17 protein-coding genes and 3 pseudogenes are annotated in these 16,621 nt (G+C 40.1%); 7 read left to right on the top strand and 13 right to left on the bottom strand.

Annotated elements, in window-relative coordinates:
* Window positions 1-311: 311 nt before the first annotated feature.
* The 3 genes and pseudogenes from MORIYA_RS21565 to MORIYA_RS03370 form a co-directional block, all read left to right on the top strand.
* Window positions 312-479: pseudogene (locus MORIYA_RS21565) on the top strand (transposase); the annotation flags it as partial.
* 539 nt (window positions 480-1,018) lie between these two features.
* Complete coding sequence (locus tag MORIYA_RS03375) at window positions 1,019-1,267, top strand: type II toxin-antitoxin system Phd/YefM family antitoxin (protein ID WP_112712708.1); 249 nt, start codon at window positions 1,019-1,021, stop codon at window positions 1,265-1,267.
* A complete protein-coding gene (locus MORIYA_RS03370) occupies window positions 1,257-1,544 on the top strand; it encodes a type II toxin-antitoxin system RelE family toxin (RefSeq protein ID WP_112712706.1) in 288 nt (95 codons plus the stop codon). Before MORIYA_RS03375 ends, MORIYA_RS03370 begins: the two co-directional genes overlap by 11 nt.
* A 79-nt stretch (window positions 1,545-1,623) precedes the next feature.
* On the opposite strand, the gene MORIYA_RS03365 is transcribed toward MORIYA_RS03370, so the two are convergent.
* The 4 genes and pseudogenes from MORIYA_RS03365 to MORIYA_RS03350 form a co-directional block, all read right to left on the bottom strand.
* A complete protein-coding gene (locus MORIYA_RS03365; protein ID WP_112712704.1) occupies window positions 1,624-2,490 on the bottom strand; it encodes an AraC family transcriptional regulator in 867 nt (288 codons plus the stop codon).
* A gap of 727 nt (window positions 2,491-3,217) precedes the next feature.
* Complete coding sequence (locus tag MORIYA_RS03360) at window positions 3,218-3,577, bottom strand: T6SS amidase immunity protein Tai4 family protein (protein ID WP_112712702.1); 360 nt, start codon at window positions 3,575-3,577, stop codon at window positions 3,218-3,220.
* Window positions 3,574-4,065, bottom strand: a complete 492-nt coding sequence (locus MORIYA_RS03355) for a type VI secretion system amidase effector protein Tae4 (protein WP_112712700.1) — start codon at window positions 4,063-4,065, stop codon at window positions 3,574-3,576. The genes MORIYA_RS03360 and MORIYA_RS03355 overlap by 4 nt, the downstream gene beginning before the upstream one ends.
* Before the next feature lie 353 nt (window positions 4,066-4,418).
* Window positions 4,419-5,151, bottom strand: a pseudogene (locus tag MORIYA_RS03350) (IS91 family transposase); the annotation flags it as partial.
* Window positions 5,152-5,895: 744 nt separating this feature from the next.
* On the opposite strand from MORIYA_RS03350, the gene MORIYA_RS03340 reads away from it, so the two are divergent.
* The gene (locus MORIYA_RS03340) at window positions 5,896-6,285 is read left to right on the top strand and encodes a nuclear transport factor 2 family protein (protein WP_112712698.1); all 390 of its coding nucleotides are present in this window, start codon (window positions 5,896-5,898) and stop codon (window positions 6,283-6,285) included.
* A 5-nt stretch (window positions 6,286-6,290) separates the two neighbouring features.
* Here MORIYA_RS03340 and MORIYA_RS20720 read toward each other — a convergent pair whose 3' ends face one another.
* Together MORIYA_RS20720 and MORIYA_RS03335 are read right to left on the bottom strand one after the other, a co-directional pair.
* The gene (locus tag MORIYA_RS20720) at window positions 6,291-6,509 is read right to left on the bottom strand and encodes a YbaK/EbsC family protein (RefSeq protein WP_162629222.1); all 219 of its coding nucleotides are present in this window, start codon (window positions 6,507-6,509) and stop codon (window positions 6,291-6,293) included.
* 189 nt (window positions 6,510-6,698) lie between these two features.
* Complete coding sequence (locus tag MORIYA_RS03335) at window positions 6,699-6,917, bottom strand: transposase (protein WP_269461234.1); 219 nt, start codon at window positions 6,915-6,917, stop codon at window positions 6,699-6,701.
* Between the two features lie 36 nt (window positions 6,918-6,953).
* Here MORIYA_RS03335 and MORIYA_RS20980 point away from each other — a divergent pair, with 36 nt between their 5' ends.
* From MORIYA_RS20980 to MORIYA_RS03325, 3 genes and pseudogenes are all read left to right on the top strand, one after another.
* Window positions 6,954-7,553: a helix-turn-helix domain-containing protein gene (locus MORIYA_RS20980; protein ID WP_197713351.1), complete on the top strand. Its 600-nt coding sequence runs from the start codon at window positions 6,954-6,956 to the stop codon at window positions 7,551-7,553.
* 15 nt (window positions 7,554-7,568) lie between these two features.
* A pseudogene (locus MORIYA_RS20975) lies at window positions 7,569-8,267 on the top strand (RNA-guided endonuclease InsQ/TnpB family protein); the annotation flags it as partial.
* A gap of 83 nt (window positions 8,268-8,350) precedes the next feature.
* Window positions 8,351-9,544 (top strand): DEAD/DEAH box helicase, encoded by a 1,194-nt coding sequence (locus tag MORIYA_RS03325; RefSeq protein WP_112712696.1) that lies wholly within the window; start codon window positions 8,351-8,353, stop codon window positions 9,542-9,544.
* Window positions 9,545-9,580: 36 nt separating this feature from the next.
* On the opposite strand, the gene MORIYA_RS03320 is transcribed toward MORIYA_RS03325, so the two are convergent.
* From MORIYA_RS03320 to MORIYA_RS03290, 7 genes are all read right to left on the bottom strand, one after another.
* The gene (locus MORIYA_RS03320; protein ID WP_112718408.1) at window positions 9,581-9,826 is read right to left on the bottom strand and encodes a zinc ribbon domain-containing protein; all 246 of its coding nucleotides are present in this window, start codon (window positions 9,824-9,826) and stop codon (window positions 9,581-9,583) included.
* A gap of 152 nt (window positions 9,827-9,978) precedes the next feature.
* The gene (locus MORIYA_RS03315; protein ID WP_112712694.1) at window positions 9,979-10,938 is read right to left on the bottom strand and encodes an HlyD family secretion protein; all 960 of its coding nucleotides are present in this window, start codon (window positions 10,936-10,938) and stop codon (window positions 9,979-9,981) included.
* Window positions 10,938-11,267, bottom strand: coding sequence for a DUF3302 domain-containing protein (locus MORIYA_RS03310; protein ID WP_232011708.1), 330 nt, complete (start codon window positions 11,265-11,267; stop codon window positions 10,938-10,940). The genes MORIYA_RS03315 and MORIYA_RS03310 overlap by 1 nt, the downstream gene beginning before the upstream one ends.
* A gap of 177 nt (window positions 11,268-11,444) precedes the next feature.
* A complete protein-coding gene (locus MORIYA_RS03305) occupies window positions 11,445-12,509 on the bottom strand; it encodes a TIGR01620 family protein (protein WP_232011491.1) in 1,065 nt (354 codons plus the stop codon).
* A complete protein-coding gene (locus MORIYA_RS03300) occupies window positions 12,506-13,924 on the bottom strand; it encodes a YcjX family GTP-binding protein (protein ID WP_112712688.1) in 1,419 nt (472 codons plus the stop codon). Before MORIYA_RS03300 ends, MORIYA_RS03305 begins: the two co-directional genes overlap by 4 nt.
* A gap of 190 nt (window positions 13,925-14,114) precedes the next feature.
* A complete protein-coding gene (locus MORIYA_RS03295) occupies window positions 14,115-15,050 on the bottom strand; it encodes a metal-dependent hydrolase (RefSeq protein WP_112712686.1) in 936 nt (311 codons plus the stop codon).
* Between the two features lie 158 nt (window positions 15,051-15,208).
* Window positions 15,209-16,519, bottom strand: coding sequence for a DEAD/DEAH box helicase (locus MORIYA_RS03290; RefSeq protein WP_112712685.1), 1,311 nt, complete (start codon window positions 16,517-16,519; stop codon window positions 15,209-15,211).
* Window positions 16,520-16,621: the final 102 nt, after the last annotated feature.

Below are 16,621 nucleotides of genomic sequence, written 5' to 3'. Positions count from 1 at the left end.
CGATATGTATTGTTTTGTGTACTAGGTAGTACGTCCATGTTTTAATCCTTTAATTTCCATTATATTTTATTGCATCCACAATAAATCGATTGAGATTTTACCCAATAAGTAGCTTTTAATAAAGCAACGTTTTCTAACTTTCGATATACTCAAACGCTAGTTTTATCGCAAGCCACATCGTGGTAGAGCGACCCATTACTGAGCCGACCCCACACAGATCCGGACGTGCGGAACTACCGCACCCTGCTCAACAAATAGTTTTGCAGGAATACAAACAATAACTGAGCGTATGAATCGATTAAAACGGCTCGATAATGAACTCGAGCATCATGTTAAAAACTGGCGTAGTAGCAGAACTTGGTGACTTAACTCGATTTGATCACCCAAGAAAACTAATGAGTTACTTAGGGCTGGTTCCTAGCGAACATAGTAGTGGTGGGAGCCGTAATCTCGGATCTATTACTGAGTGTGGTAATAGTCGAGGCTAAAATTACAACGTGATTGTCACGGCAATAGCACGGGAAATGATTGCCTATATCTGGACGGTATCGCGTGAAATAGTGCTGACACCCGTAGAGCCAAAATTACGGCTATCGAGAGTGCCTGCATGATAAAAGTTGTTGAGTTAGCGTATAGAACAAGCATCTGGTGTGGCACAACCACCGACGGCGTTGCCTACATGGATGTAGGTAACAGGGCGAAAGCAGGACGCGGAAGCTTTAGGATGGCAGTTAATGAAAGTTAGCTGATTTCACGAGCATAGACTGAAGACAGGTGTCACGACGCCTCTCGATTTAAGAAAAGTGAATTTATGGCTATATTTTTTAGCAAGGATCTCTGCGTTTTACTTGACGTGGGGAGTCATACCAACGCCACACTAAGAGGAAAATGATAGTTGGTTAAAATAAGCGACGAAGGAACAAAAACCAACTGTTATTTGTCCTGCTTGAGTGACTTGTTAAGTTTCATCGTTTATACTAGCCTTAATTAGAGACCACTTTAGCGTACCGAGTAAAGCATGACAACTAGAATATTAACTGAAGCAGCTGCAAGTATTAGCGAGCTTAAAGCAAACCCTATGAAAGTCGCATTGAGTGCTCACGGAGAAGCTATTGCGGTATTAAATAGAAATGAACCTGCGTTTTATTGCATACCAGCAGATACTTATGAGTTTATGATGGATTACATTGAAGATTTAGAGCTACTTGCGATTGTTGAACAACGTAAAAATGAAGCAAGTGTAAAGGTTAGTTTAAATGACCTATGAGTTAGAATTTAAAAAGTCAGCACTTAAAGAATGGAAAAAGTTAGGTGCGACGATTCAATCACAGTTTAAGAAAAAGTTAACCGATATTTTAAGCAATCCACATATTGAAAGCGCCAAGCTATCTGGTGGTAACGAATTATATAAAATTAAGCTTAGGCAAGTAGGTTATCGGTTAGTTTACGAAGTCAATGATACAGTAGTTACGGTCACCGTGATCTCTGTTGGAAAACGTGACAAAGGAAAAATATATACTGCTGCAATGAATCGCATCAACTAGAAAAACTTAAAACGCCCCCATAAGCTATGAGCAATGCTGGCGCAATTTGTTGCGTCTTTTCTTTTGCAACGAATGTGAGTTACTTAATTGGCAAATAAATATCTGTAATTACTTCATTTTCTGAAGATTCAGGAAAGAAGCAAACCCTTTCTAAGAATATTGGAAAGTCTCTCAATTCATAATGCGACTCTTCAAGCCATTTAGAATAAAGGGAATTTATCAGCACACTAAGGTAATCATCACTACCAATATGACGAATAACAGCACACCTTCCTTTAGGAATAACTTTGTTTACAATACCTTCAGGGCTCTCTTCTACTTCGCACTCAATAGAACAACAAAGATCTAACCTATATTCATCTGGAGCGGTAACATTTGGATCATCATATAATAAATTGAATGTTTTACTCTTGCTAGGTGGAAAACGATTTTCTTTTCTCCATTCAATAAACTTCTTTATAGTATTACCAAGTAAATCTGGCGCCCCTCTGTGCTCCATTGTAGCTACTAGTGTTTCAGGAAATTCTACGATTTCTACGTTTAGATTAACTTTATCAGTCATGATCTTTGTCCTCAGTTTCAGAATTGGTTCATATTTAGAATGCCAAGGAGTCCAATCAGGAGCCAGACTAAAGCCAGATGGACTTTGATTGAATATTTTTTTGAAAGCCCTACAAAATCCTTCATGACTTTCATAACCGCATGCCAGTGCAACATCAACAACCTTTGTTTCACTTCGATAAGCTAGTTGATATGCAGCCCTTTTAAGTCGAAGTAGTTTAACAAGTGACATCACAGACATGCCAAAGAAGGCTGAGCACTGTCTGTGAAAGTGATACTTTGACAGATATGCTAATTGGCAAAGTTTTTCAACATCAAGATCTGTATCAAGGTTAGCTTCCACATAACTAAGTATTTCAATAAATCTGTTTTGATATTTTACCATTTCAATACTCCCATTCTCCTCAGCCACTAGATAATAATACCTATCAATTTAATTATCTTGACCAAAGTTGCTGAATACTGAAAACATACATCGTGGTAGAGCGACCCATTACTGAGCCGACCCCACACAGATCCAGACGTGCGGAACTACCGCATCCAGCTCTTCAGTTATATATTCACTCGTGCAGACTTTGCCTTCACGTGCTCGATAATAAACGTCTTACTTTCGTTCCTCTGTCCAGTGACATTAGATTGCCGACACAGCTTCGCCTGAATGTAACGAATTGCAATTCAGTTTTCATGCATTATCCAGCCCTACATGTCCGGGGCATGTTTCTATTACAATTCAAATATAACTGTCAGCTCCTTCGCCATGCTCAAGGCTTTCCCCTGCTCAGACTACTATGGGCTGATCTGACTTCCAAAGGGTCATCGCTGGCTTTGCTTTTGGCTAAGCTTCCCTACCACATCCTGTGGAACACCTTTGGATCTCTCAAGTTCTCAATACATCTCTTCAAACATGCCACGACAATCCCTATGGCCTATATGATTCTCTGTGTACGCTTCACCTATATTGTTCGCTTGATTGTGATCGCTCACTGAAAAGCATCGGCTAATCTCAAACTCCGCCAAAGGCGCAACACTCGATACAGGTGGTTGGTTAAACCTTACCTGACAGGGACTTACACCCTGCCAAATTCACCACTCCTATGCAGCAACTTGTTAAATCACTTTGTGAGTTCATGGTACAAGTTATCTAATTCTTTGCTGCCAAATAAATCAATACATTTTTTTGTATTAAATGAGCCAGAAATCGAGCCTTGATATTCTAAAGAAATAAACTGTTGCATTAGCGTTTCTGATGCCAAAAAATACTCTACAGGCAAGTTGGATACTTCTAAATATGCACTAGCTGTATTAAACGCATCTTTTTTTTGTTTTTTATCATCTACAATAGCTGCTAAACAGCGGCTTAAAACCCAGTTTTTATAAAGTGTTTTTTGATTTAGTGAATCTGCTTCCTTCATAGCGGCACTTGAACATGATGCAATTACACTAACCAAAATAAGTATCATGATTTTATTCATGCTAACAACCAAAGGTATGCTTTTTGAGGAATAAAAGTACCGTTTTCATCTGAACCCATGAAGTGGCAAGCATCTGAACAAATCATGCCATTCCATAGAGTGACATGACCTCTTGCATTTGACCAACCATTACCAGAAAATACAATTATGCCTTTTTGACCACTAAAATCTGACATTCTTGGGTGGTTAACTGTTATATCAGGCTTACCAAATATTTCTTCTAAATATGGAATCATATCGTTAACACGATACATATATTGTTTTTTATCTTGCCCGCTTACTACTGCGTACTTTCCTCCCTTAGGTATTAATATGCCGCACTTATTTAAAACATAACTCATACGTATTGGGCACGCATTTTGAAATATTTCAGAGTCAATATTTATTTGGACATGACCCCCAATTTTTTTACCTACATCTTTTACCGATATATTAACTTCTGAAAAGTGCATCCATGCCCTGGCAAAGTGTGGTCTAGGTCTAGCCATTGTATTCTCCTTGTGATTTAACGTCTTAGTATTTGTGCTTTGCGTTCTTTGCAAGGCTCAAATCGCTTGTTGGACTTGGCCGATGCCACGTCCAATCTATTCGGTATGCTTTATGCTATAGGAATTTGCTTTTATCGGGTAGGTATTTTTACGTAACTTGCTGTTAATCGCTTGATACTATTTACTCTTTGTTGCTTACACGTGCCTATTGTTATCATCTTCATGTACTTTTTTTGAGTGATAAATTCAACTTCCCACTTTTTAAAACAGCTCTGCCTCCCTCGTCGGTATTCATACCAACAAGGTATCTATTTTCTACTGTTTGCAATGACGTTACCGCCACCTTGACTTCATCAGCCTGACAATCGTAACGGTTCTCGATATCCTTGCATCATCATCTGCGACAGAGGTTTGATAATGCCGACAAACAGCAAATAGCCTTCCTTACATTGAGGACATAACCATTGACAACCTATTTCAACTGTTGTCTTTTCGGTTTTAGTGGGAGCCGATGATAACTGCTCTTTAATAAGCGCCAGTCTTTTTCGTTTGCAAGCGTTGGCTAAAAATCCAAAGTGGCGAACTCGCATCACGCCCTTAGGAAGTACATGCAATAAATAACGACGGATAAACTCATCCGCTGTGAGCTGCATCAGCTTGCTCAATAACTAATTCTCGATGCCTTAACGCTTGCATCATCTTAGCTCGATACACATTAGCAAGGGCTTTTACTGGAAACAAATAATCCGATGTTACCCCATGCCATTCTCCTTGCGAGGTTAACACCCCTCCGGGAATTAAGCAGTGCAAATGAATATGTTGCGTCAGGGTTTGTCCCCACGTATGCAAAACTACTGTACCGCCGAGTTGACCTTGCAAGTGTTTGCGTGTCATCCCAAATTGGCTCAGTGTCTGCCACACTGCTTCAAACAGTGCGCTATACAATTCCTTGGCTTTATAGTGCGCCAAAATATTCAGCTCGTGAGGCAAAGTAAACACCAGATGGAAATAGCGACAGTTTAGCACTTCAGTTTATTGCTTCTCTATCCACGCTTGCGTCTGCTGCCCTTGGCACCGAGCTGTGTGGACTACAAGGTTTTGTTATTCCTGCTTTGCGGGCAGCACAAGTTAACCCTTTACGAAATGTGGATTCATGAATCGGGTAAATAACACCATGCCAACAAGTACCAAACAACCAACCAAGTTTCAGGGTGATACTGTTGCCAGTATTACACGTAAACCACAGCCGTAACACAACGCCACCATGGCTCTGTGTTTATTCGTTTTACAATAGTAAATGACCGCAGAAATATCTTGCGGTGTTAATAGTTGTGGCAGTTTTTCTTTTCGTTTAGGTAAACAAACTGAGACTGTTTGGCAATATAAGTAATCCATGTTTAGCAAAAAATGATTAGATTTCATTATACTTGTATGCAAAACCAGTTTTGACTTAAGGAAAACGCCCGAACGTATGTGTCGAACAACTGACATTTTGTTTTAGCTCGCTAACACTGAGTTCTTTTTCACTACAGTAATAATACATCAACAAATGTATGGAAAGTCGATATGAGTATATTGCGAGAGAGCCAAAGCTCTAAGCTACTTTGGGGCAAGTTTGACTAGCACTAAGGCAACTCTTCGATAGGTATGACCCATTAGAAATGGAAAGCCTCTGGCCATCTTTACAGCTTTGTAAGCAATAGAGGTTGTGTCCATCCCGTTGCAGGGGTAGGTGTTTTTGCAATTTGTTTATTGTACTTCAGCATTTCTACGTCAATTTACTGTAATTAGTACTATATTATTACTAATCAATCCTTTGGAGGAAAATAGATGAAACTCAATACTATCGATACTTGGCACCAAATACTGCAAACTCGTAATACAGATGATCTGGATCTATTACTTTCTGACAAGGTTGTTTTCCACTCACCAGTAACTCATGCACCACAAGCAGGTAAAATAATAACCACTGTATATCTGACTGCCGCACTGGCCGTTTTCGTCAACGAATCATTTCACTATGTCCGCCAGATCATCAGTGATAACGATGCTGCACTGGAATTCGAAGTCGAGTTAGATGGCATCTTGGTGAATGGTGTGGATATGATCAAATGGGATGATGAAGGCAAGATCACCGAATTCAAAGTGATTATCCGCCCGCTCAAAGCCATTAACTTAATTCATCAGAAGATGGGAGAATTACTACAGGCAGCAGGATGACCGACTTAGTGGCCTGTCGCTTTAAAAATTAATGCTTTGCGCTTTGTTAACACATAAGTTTCAGTATTCAATAATGGATGGCATTGGAATGCCCGCTGCTGCCAAATGTCATCATCCATTAAAAATTCAACCTTAGGTTCCGTGTCATTGATCAAAGCCAGTAACGACACTGCCCTCGGTGTCACTCTCAAATATTTGTGTAGGCGTTCTGTCAATACATCCATTTTTTAATTATCTAATCCCTTAAAAAATTAGCCGTGAAAGAAAAATAAAGGCGAATATCAAGGGGTCAGAACACTTGATTACTGAACTGTTTTTGTGAGATATTTTGTGGGGATTGGTCACAAAAAGTTACCTTGAACATGACGCTTACGCAATCCCCTCGATTTATCGGGGGGTCAAGTAAGTTGTAACTATGTCTTTTTTTTACTTAAAGCGATTGATGTTTTTACGGCTCTATCGCTTGGCGGTGTGTTCTGATTAGCTATGTACTGCTTAACAATATCCAATGAAGCACCACCACAAGACACAACGCAATAGCTAGGCGACCAGAAGTGATTACCCCAAAGCATATTTTTAACATGCTCCCAGTATTCACGCCTAATCATGTATGATGACTTACCATTTACCACGAATAACAACAACTTATTGAGCTAAGGAGGACTAAAGTGTTATTAGGTATTAAATTAAAAGCAAACCCGACTAACGAACAAAAACAAGTTCTTTCTCAGTGGATGGGTTGTGCAAAGTTTATCTGGAACGCTAAATGTGGTGAAGAAAAGTATTACAGTGTATTTGCTCGTAAGTATTATTCAATCGGCACTTATGCACCTGTAGACCAAAAGGCTGCACAGTTTAAATCTAAAGAATTAAGCCCGTGGTTATACAATTGTCCTAGTCAGATCATTCGCAATAGCGCGGTGAACTGGTATCAAACTTACCAGAAGTTTATGAAAGGTGAGTGCGGAAAGCCTAAGGTCAAGTCAAAATCAGATCGTGGTTCCGTTCACCTGACAAAAGAAGTGTTCAAGTTCGTTAAGTGTGATGACGGTGTAACCCGTTTATTCATTGGCACTAAAACAAATAACATTGGTTTCCTATCATTTAAAGCACACAGTAAGTTTACAGAGCCAAAATCAATATACATCAAGAAAGAGCGCGGCCTATACAGTGTTTCATTTTGCTATGATGATGGCTTTGATGAAAAGACATTACCTAGCGATGAAGAACATTTATCATATCTAAAAAGTGCAACTAAGGAATTTTGACAAGAAAAGACTGTTGGTTTAGATCGTGGTGTGGCCGTCCCCGTTCATGCAGGTTACAAAGCGTTTGATTTTACTAAAGAGCAAAAGCTATCAAGTAGTAAGTCGCAGCGATATATCAAGCGGCTACAGCGCAGGTTATCAAAGCAAGCTAAGGATTCTAACCGCAGAAACAAGACCAAGGTTAGAATTGCAAAACATCACGCTAAATGCGCAAACATAAGAAAAGATTTTTGTCACAAGACTAGCCGTGAGCTTATAGAATCAGGTTTTCAGATATTCGTATTTGAGGATCTTAAAACAAAAAGCATGACTCGTAAGCCGAAGGCCAAGCAAGATCAAAACGGTAAGTTTGTTTCTAATAAAGCTAAACGTGAAGCAATGGCGGTATTTAACGTATCTGCCGCATACACAAGTCAGGAATGTGCTAATTGTGGTCACATTCACCCAGCTAACAGAACATCACAAAGTGAGTTCAATTGCGTTAGCTGTGGACATTCTGATAATGCAGATTCAAATGCAAGTAGTGTAATAGCAAAAAGAGCAATTAACTTAATCTTAGACTCTGGAACGGAGTTGTCTAAACAGGGTGTACTCAGTTTAGGTAATGGGCGTGGAAGTAAACGTAAGACCTGCAAGCGTAGCAAACAGGCATCTACTAAAGAAACGTCAAAAAAGAATGTAGGCGATTGTCTACAGGAAGCTCTGCCGCTTTAGCGGTGAGTAGTTCACTACGTCTTAAATATGTTAAAGCATTCTGTTAGAATAATCGGCTATTGATTAAAGAATACCGAGCCAGCATGTCAGAGTTTAAAGAATTTTCACTTTTAGAGTCAATTATTGACCGCGTTAGTCTTAAAGGCTATAAACAGCCCACACCGATCCAAAAAGAATGTATCCCAGCGCTTATTAATGGGAATGATCTTCTTGGTATCGCGCAAACGGGAACAGGAAAAACTGCGGCCTTTTCATTGCCTATTATCAATAATTTGGGACGCAATAAAATTGATATCAACGCTAAAAGCACGCGTTCGCTCATACTAACGCCCACGAGAGAGCTTGCCTCGCAAATAATGCAAAACATTGATGACTACGCAGATGGTTTAGGGCTTAAAACTAAGGTGGTTTATGGTGGCGTAGGAAGACAAAATCAAGTTGACTCTATCGCACTTGGACTTGATATTTTAGTGGCCACCCCTGGCAGGCTATTGGATTTAATTAAAACCGGCGATATAAACTTTAAGGCATTAGAAGTATTTGTGTTAGATGAAGCAGATACAATGCTTGATATGGGGTTCTTTAAGGATGTTCAACGCATCATATCTAAGCTGCCAAAGAACCGACAAACACTATTGTTTTCAGCGACTATGCCTGCTGAAATAGAAATACTTGCAGACGCCATATTAACGGACCCGACAAAAATTCAAATTACGGCGGAAACGGTTACTATCGATCTGATTAATCAAAGTGTATACCATCTTGAAAAATCGAATAAAGTGCCTTTGCTACTTAATATCCTGAAACAACCTGACTATGAAAAAGTGCTCATCTTTTGTAAAACAAAGCCTGGCGCTGACATCATTGTTCAAGCACTAGAAGCAGCATCAATCACTGCCGCTAGTCTTCACAGTGGTAAAACACAAGCAGTTAGGGAGGAAGCGTTACAAAACTTTAAAGATTCTAATTTAAGCGTATTAGTTGCAACTGATGTTGCTGCTCGTGGCATTGATGTTGATAATATTACGTTAGTCATTAACTATAACCTTCCTGAAGATCCAAGAAACTACATACACCGTATAGGACGAACTGCTCGTGCGGGGAAAAGTGGAATGGCCATTTCATTTGCTGTAGAAAATGATATAACGCTATTACATAGTATTGAAAAAAGCATCGGACAAGGCATTCCTGTTGTTACAGACCAGCCTTTTCATAAAACGTTTTCAGCAGCGCCTAAAAAAGCCAAGAAAAAGGTTAAAAAAAGAAATAGAAGGTGAGAATATAGATGTCGGTCAAATTGAATTATGGTTCACTTAAACAAGCTTGAATTGATGGCTAACGCGACGTTTTGATTTTAACGAGTTGCACGTATTGCAAAAATAGTTCGTTGCACCGCATGCCTGTAGTTTCTCTAACGCTGCGTTACAGTCTGGGCAAAAACTGATTTTTTTATAATCCAGTTTACAATGACTGCAATGGTATCCCCCAGACTGCCAGTCCAGTGGTTCATGGCATTGGTTACAGCTATTCTCATTACTATTATTGTCATTGCGATTCATGTTATTCATGTTTGTATTCCGTATAATGTCACTAACATAAGTAATTAATACCTCTGATTATACTCATAAAGGTATAAGCACGAAATGTTTTAACAAAAAGGGTTATAACCGAAGCTATAACCCTTTTCAATTAATTAACTAACATTCACTTTTTAATGGAATGGGAAGAAGTAGTTCATCCAAGACGCCATACGTAACAATATCTTACGCATAATTGCCACATGTTCAAAATGCGTTGAATAGATAGCAGTTTGACCATACGCACCGCCCATCATCACATCGCTATATTGGTCAAAACGAGGATCATCAATTTCAAACAATACTGCAATACGACCAGGAACACGTGCGCTTTGCACCGAAATCAACGTGCCTGATGCCTGTATTTGCCCTTCAGGGATCGCCGGAATCGCACCTATCACTATCGCGCTAAATACCTTGCCTGGTAAACCATCAAAGATAACTTCAGCTTTAGAGCCTTTTTCAAGACGTAGCATACTGTTTTGACGATACCAACCAACCAGCATTTTTTCACCTTTATGCTTAAATACCATCACAGGTCGTAATGGCAGACTCACAGCGCGCATGCCAGGGCGTAATGCTTGCTGCACCACATAACCATCGGTCGGTGCACGTACAACGGTACTATCAAGATCATACAGCGCAATCTCACGCTTAGCGGTTAAATCATCAACTTGGGCTCGGGTAAGGTCAACATCACGTTGTTTACCTATACCTTTACGATACAGTGCTTTAGCGCGTTTAAAGTCAGATTCTGCAACCGTTAAATTCGCTTCAATTGAAGCAATCTTGTTGCGAAATTTCTTAGGATCTAACTTAAATAGCACATCCCCTTTTTTCAATAACTGATTAGGTTTAACAGGTACTTCAATCACAGTGCCGTTAACCGCAGGCACGATTGGCGTAGTGACGTAATATTCACGACTAATTTCTGAAAATGGATGATTATAATTCATCGTGAAAATCAAGCCGCCAATCAGTATGATACCGCCAAGAATAGCAGTTGGCACACTCCATTTGTTTAATGGGATCTTAAATATTTTGAATATGGCAATACATAAAGCGGTATACGTTAATATGAGTAATAAATCCATTATTCACTCCCTCCTTCTAACGCATTAATACGTTGTTTTACTTCTGCTAATTCAAGTTCTAATCTTTCGATATGCTCTTTACTTGAATGTCCATCCGAAAAACCCCAACCGCGATCAGTTCGGTATAAGGTTGCCCAGATCCATAAAAATGGCCAAATTACATGAAGTGTAAATAAACTGATCCAGCCTGCGACATGAATCGCATCTTGATGCGGGTGATTTCGGTGAACAGCAATTTCATAAGGAATATCATGTATAACGATGACACCATAAAACAGCACAATAGCAACAAACACCAGTAAACCTAGTGCAACGTATTCCAGCATAATTAACTCCTTTAATCGCTCAGAATCTTTCTTACTTCTTGTAAGAGTGAATAAGCCTACCATTAAACTTAAGTAAAACAATAATATAATTAGTGCTTACAAGCTTCAATAATAGACTATTGCGAGCGTAAATAAGGCAATCGAATCACGCTATCCTTGCCAGCGTTAGTGATTAAAGGTTTAACCATTCATGCGCTGTACAATACGCTTGATAAAATCTTTCAGTTTTGGTTTGTTGTCTGCAGAAAAGCCAATCGGTCGACAAGCCGTCACGGCCGCTAAACCAATACGTGCCGTATACACACTAGCGCCAATACCTTGACTGACACGTGCGCCAGTGATGCTCGCTAAGCTAGTAGTACCAAATTCTTGTAACATTTCATCAAGCGCCAACTCAGTGACACCAATAAATGCTAAGTAACGGATCACGCTTTTCAATAATTTGTAACGGTTGGCCAACGAAGGACGCATCCCATATATCTGCCCTACTTCATCAATCATTTTCATGCTGCGCCATAATGCCAGCAACATATCCACCGCCGCCCACGGACTTGCCGCAACCACAACACCGGTTTGTAAACTGTACTTAGATACGCGGCGTAATGCTTCTTTATCTAGAGGTACTAAAAACACTTGTTCCAAATGCACCATGGCTTCTTTATCATTACTGTAATCAGGCAATGATTTTATGCATTTAGCCAACAAGGGCGCTTGTGGTTTGCCTTTATAAAACGCCGTTAACTTAACAATGAAACCTTGTGCTTGGCCTACATCATTGGTCGCTTTTAGCTGTTCAGCTTTATCTTGTATGCCTTGTAACGCCGCCATGTTTTCTTTGTCAGACATAAAGCTAAATACGCTCCGTAATGCCAACATAGCAACGATGACAATCAATCCCGCAAAACCTGCCGCCGCAATCCAATGCAGGGCTAACACACTTTGAAAAATAGTATAAATTTGCCACAACGACATCACCCCAAAGAGACTCGCAATACCGATAACAAACGATTTAAGACCTTTGATTGGCAGCGCTTCTAGCGTCAACCCACTGTATGTTTCATCAACCGTGTCATCTGCAGTAATTGATACTGGCACTTTACTCAAATCATTGTCGAGATCGGGCATAAATACTTTGGCTTCTCGACTTGGCGTCAGCACCACATCTTCTGCGTGCATGTTAATTGTTTTACCTTGATTGCGTGTTGTTGCGCGGTCGACTACGTGGCTATCTACTTGCTTGGTCATAGGCATTTATCCCCGATTAATTCGTTTAAAATAGTATCAATGCGAATATGTGGTAATACATCCTGATTACTGTACGACAACCCTTGTGGTGGATTTAACAAGGGTATTTGCCAATCTAAAAATGGCTGCCACTGCTCACCTTCGGGGATACGTGTGGGTATAGTGGGATGAATATAACCAATCGGTTCGCCATTCTCACCACAGCCCGCTATACCACGGTCACCTTGATATTCAATCTCTCTAGAAGAGCGCACCGCTGCCGTAGCTTCACAAATTGGTTGCACGCCTTCATGTTGTGCACTCTTATAAGCTTGTTTGACAATCACACCTAACAGCTGGCGAACAGCATCATGATCCTCACTTAATACCTGATCGATCTTGGTTGCTGCAAATATTACTTTATCAATCTTAGGCTTAAATAACTGTACCAGGCGATTTTGTCTACCATACGAAAAACTCTCGGTAATATTGGTTAATGCTTGGCGCATGTCATCAAGATAATCAGGCCCTGCATTTAAGGTATTCACCACATCCACCAGCACTAATTGACGATCAATACGACTAAAGAAATTCTTGTAAAAAGGATCCACTAATTGCTTCACATAACCTTGATAATTACGCTGACAAAGCTTGTAATAGCTGTTATCAGCCGCTTCATTTAGCATATCGTCACTGTATTTCTGACAGCCCAGTAACGGCACAAAGTTTAATAGCTCAGCATTCTCAACTGTACCTGGTAATAAAAATCGCCCGGGTTGGATCAAACTTAAACTGCTGTGTTTGTATTTACAGTCGTGAAGGAACTGCACAAACTTCACGTTTAATGATTTTAATACCGTTTCATCAGCAACTGACAATGGGTCTAGCTGTGTTAATTCGTCGAATAAGTCCCCTATCAATTCACGCCGTGGTGATGCTTGATATTGTGCTTGGCATTGTTCGCTCCAACGTGAAAAACTCATTTCACGTAACGGCAAATCGAGTAACCATTCACCCGGATAATCTCGAATTTCAAGGAATAAAGAGAACTGATCTGCTTTTAACGGGTTTAAACGGCGTCCTGCACGCGATAATCGTAATTCAAGTAAACAGCCGCTAATATTTGTGGTTGATGCAGGCCATTTTGCTTGCGTTAAGCTTTGGTAGTTCTTTTCATAAGGAAATACTGGAATATCAGCATCCGCTAGCGGGTGCATTTTTACACCAAGAAGACGTTCACTTAATACCGGTGAAAAACCAGCGAGGCTTGCTTTTTCATGGTTCATCAATTGATTAATTAAACTGGTGATAAAAGTCGATTTGCCACTTTTACTCAAGCCTGTTATACCAATACAAAAGTAACGGTTCTGCAGCTTAGCAATACTCGCCAGCCCTTCTTCTTTAAGAGAAGTCGCTTTGCGGGATGCTTTATTCATAAACTTGGAAAACGTTTTGTCTGAGTCTCGCATATACCTACTTCAAGGTTAAAGGAAGGAGCACAATGATTACTAATAATACAAAGTTACTGTAAATAGAAAGTCTACTATAAATAAAGAGTTTACTATAAATAGGGAGTATACCCAAATAAGCTGAATGGGAGATGAATATAGAGCTTAATGTAAATAGCTACAATCGTAATGGCGATATTTCTTTCCAACCTTCGGTATCTTTCTCTGCCAGCGCAAACTTGAAAGCATAACCTATATGTCCTGTTTTCATTCTAAGATCAGTCGCAACTAATCGCCCTTCAACGTCTTCTAAACGAATAAACCCATTAGTGAACCAATCCAGCGATGTTAACGCAGGTGTAGAGACATCAATCACGCCATAACCTAAGTCTTGCTGTGCCGATATGTCCAACGAGTTGGTTAGTACATTGAGTTTTACATCATAATAAACACCATCATCGACTACGATAGCACCCCACCAGTTAAGGCTAGGATAAAGCGGTGAGATGAATATTTTGTCCGTTGGTATCCCGCTTGCTTGTAAGGCTGTCTCTACTTTGTTTTGCATCTGCGTTTGCAGCAATACGCTCAATAGTAAATAGCCAGAACTCAGCATTAAACCAATATGGTTAATGCGTCTGGCTTTGCGCTTATCTTTGCTCTCCTTACTACGCCACAGATAAACACAACCGACTAATAACGGGATTGTATATAAGGGGTCGATAACAAAAATAGAGGCAATAGAAACAGGATGCCCCGCTAACGGCCAAAACAATTGTGTACCATAACTGGTAAACGCATCAAGGAGCGGATGAGTAACTAAGGTTAAACAACACAGCCAAAACAGCCGTTGATTGGAAATGACATCCGTTTTGAATTTCAATTTAAGCGCAGTAAAACAAACGAATGCAAAGGGAAATAATACCAACAAGGAATGAGAGAAACTGCGATGTTCCGTAAAGCTTGCGACAGCATCCGCGGCTGGTATAAAAACATCTAAATCGGGCAGCGTACCGAGAACACCACCGATAACAATAGCACTACGGCCAAGTTGTTTATGACCGATAGCAGCGCCAATAGCACCACCTAATACAATTTGAGTAACTGAATCCATAGACAGCCTTAGTGTCAAATAATCTTGAGTTCTGTTATTAAGTTAATGGTATTTTATCCGCTAGGCAAGTTTTAGCTGATTCGATAAACAAAAATGGCTAAGGTCTCTCAACCTTAGCCATTCATATGAACTTATTTACTTAACCGAACTAAGCCAAATTAACGACTTGGTTTTGACTCTTTTTTCGCGCGGTTATTGGTTTTCTTGCCGTAAGAACGATTCTTGGCACGGCGTTTGTCATCTGTACGACCATTACTTTTACCGCCGCCTTTACCACGACCATCATCAACAGGTTTGCTTAGATCAGGTTCATAACCCGGTAACCATTGCGCCACTAAACGGGTATCAAGCAGTGTTTCGATTTCTTCTAATAACCAGTTTTCACCAATGCTTACTAATGATGTAGCAGTACCAGATAAACCAGCACGACCGGTACGACCAATACGGTGAATGTAGTCTTCTGCTTTAAACGGTAGTTCAAAGTTGATTACATGCTTAAGCTGTTCGATATCTAGACCACGTGCTGCAACATCTGTCGCCACTAATGCGCGAACTTTACCATTTTTGAAGTCTTCAAGACCACGTTCACGTGCGCCCTGCGATTTATCACCGTGTACTGCGATTGTCTTAATACCATCTTTACACATTTCTTTTGCTAGGCTATCTGCGCCCTGCTTGGTACGCGTAAAGATAAGAACTTGATGCCAGTTGCGAGAACCGATTAGGTAAGACGTTAATTCACGTTTACGATCGTTATCAACAGCATAAATAATCTGTTCAACTTGGTCAGCCGCAGCATTACGGGTATCTACTTCTACTAATAATGGATCGTTTAACAAGCTCTTGCTTAGTTTAAAAATCGCATCATCGAATGTTGCCGAGAACAACATAGTTTGACGTTTTTTCGGTAAGTGTTTTAAGATACGACGAATTTCTTCCATAAAGCCCATATCGAGCATACGGTCAGCTTCATCGAATACAATCTTTTCAACAAACTCAAGTGTTAGCGTTTCACGATCTAATAGATCCAATAAACGACCCGGTGTTGCGACTAAAATGTCAGCACCTTGTGCAAGTGCTTTTACTTGTGGGTTAATGCTAACACCACCGTAAACAAGTTCAGCCGTTAGTTCGCTGTCTTCGCTATACTTAACAAAACTTTTATGTACTTGCTGTGATAATTCACGCGTTGGCGTTAATATTAAAGCACGGATTTGTTTTTTAGCTGTTGGTTCTGTTGCGTTAGCGGTTAACTCTTGGGCCATTAACTTGTGGGCTGTTAATAGGTGAATAATGGGCAATGCAAACGCGGCAGTTTTACCTGTACCAGTCTGTGCACCACCCATGATGTCACGCCCTTCCAGAATTGCTGGAATAGCCTGAGCTTGAATTGGTGTCGGCGTTTCATAGCCTAACTTGGTAACAGTGTTAATTAATTTTTGATTCAGATTTAAAGCAGAAAAACCCATAATGACCTTACTAAACACAACAAAAACGATATGCCGCGCAGTTTAGCAGAAGTCTTACAAGTTTGCAGATAAAGTCAGTAAAGCAATGATTTTAGGGGCGAG

This window comes from Moritella yayanosii (assembly GCF_900465055.1).
Taxonomy (GTDB): Bacteria; Pseudomonadota; Gammaproteobacteria; order Enterobacterales; family Moritellaceae; genus Moritella; species Moritella yayanosii.
This window is presented reverse-complemented; position numbering and strand designations above follow the sequence as displayed.

Coding starts and splice junctions, on each gene's coding strand:
- MORIYA_RS03295 (WP_112712686.1), bottom strand. CDS start 15,050: ATGGATTCAGTTACTCAAATTGTATTAGGTGGTGCTATTGGCGCTGCT.
- MORIYA_RS03305 (WP_232011491.1), bottom strand. CDS start 12,509: ATGACCAAGCAAGTAGATAGCCACGTAGTCGACCGCGCAACAACACGC.
- MORIYA_RS03315 (WP_112712694.1), bottom strand. CDS start 10,938: ATGGATTTATTACTCATATTAACGTATACCGCTTTATGTATTGCCATA.
- MORIYA_RS03325 (WP_112712696.1), top strand. CDS start 8,351: ATGTCAGAGTTTAAAGAATTTTCACTTTTAGAGTCAATTATTGACCGC.
- MORIYA_RS03320 (WP_112718408.1), bottom strand. CDS start 9,826: ATGAATCGCAATGACAATAATAGTAATGAGAATAGCTGTAACCAATGC.
- MORIYA_RS03365 (WP_112712704.1), bottom strand. CDS start 2,490: ATGGTAAAATATCAAAACAGATTTATTGAAATACTTAGTTATGTGGAA.
- MORIYA_RS03290 (WP_112712685.1), bottom strand. CDS start 16,519: ATGGGTTTTTCTGCTTTAAATCTGAATCAAAAATTAATTAACACTGTT.
- MORIYA_RS03300 (WP_112712688.1), bottom strand. CDS start 13,924: ATGAATAAAGCATCCCGCAAAGCGACTTCTCTTAAAGAAGAAGGGCTG.
- MORIYA_RS20720 (WP_162629222.1), bottom strand. CDS start 6,509: ATGGATGTATTGACAGAACGCCTACACAAATATTTGAGAGTGACACCG.
- MORIYA_RS03340 (WP_112712698.1), top strand. CDS start 5,896: ATGAAACTCAATACTATCGATACTTGGCACCAAATACTGCAAACTCGT.
- MORIYA_RS03360 (WP_112712702.1), bottom strand. CDS start 3,577: ATGAATAAAATCATGATACTTATTTTGGTTAGTGTAATTGCATCATGT.
- MORIYA_RS03355 (WP_112712700.1), bottom strand. CDS start 4,065: ATGGCTAGACCTAGACCACACTTTGCCAGGGCATGGATGCACTTTTCA.
- MORIYA_RS03375 (WP_112712708.1), top strand. CDS start 1,019: ATGACAACTAGAATATTAACTGAAGCAGCTGCAAGTATTAGCGAGCTT.
- MORIYA_RS03370 (WP_112712706.1), top strand. CDS start 1,257: ATGACCTATGAGTTAGAATTTAAAAAGTCAGCACTTAAAGAATGGAAA.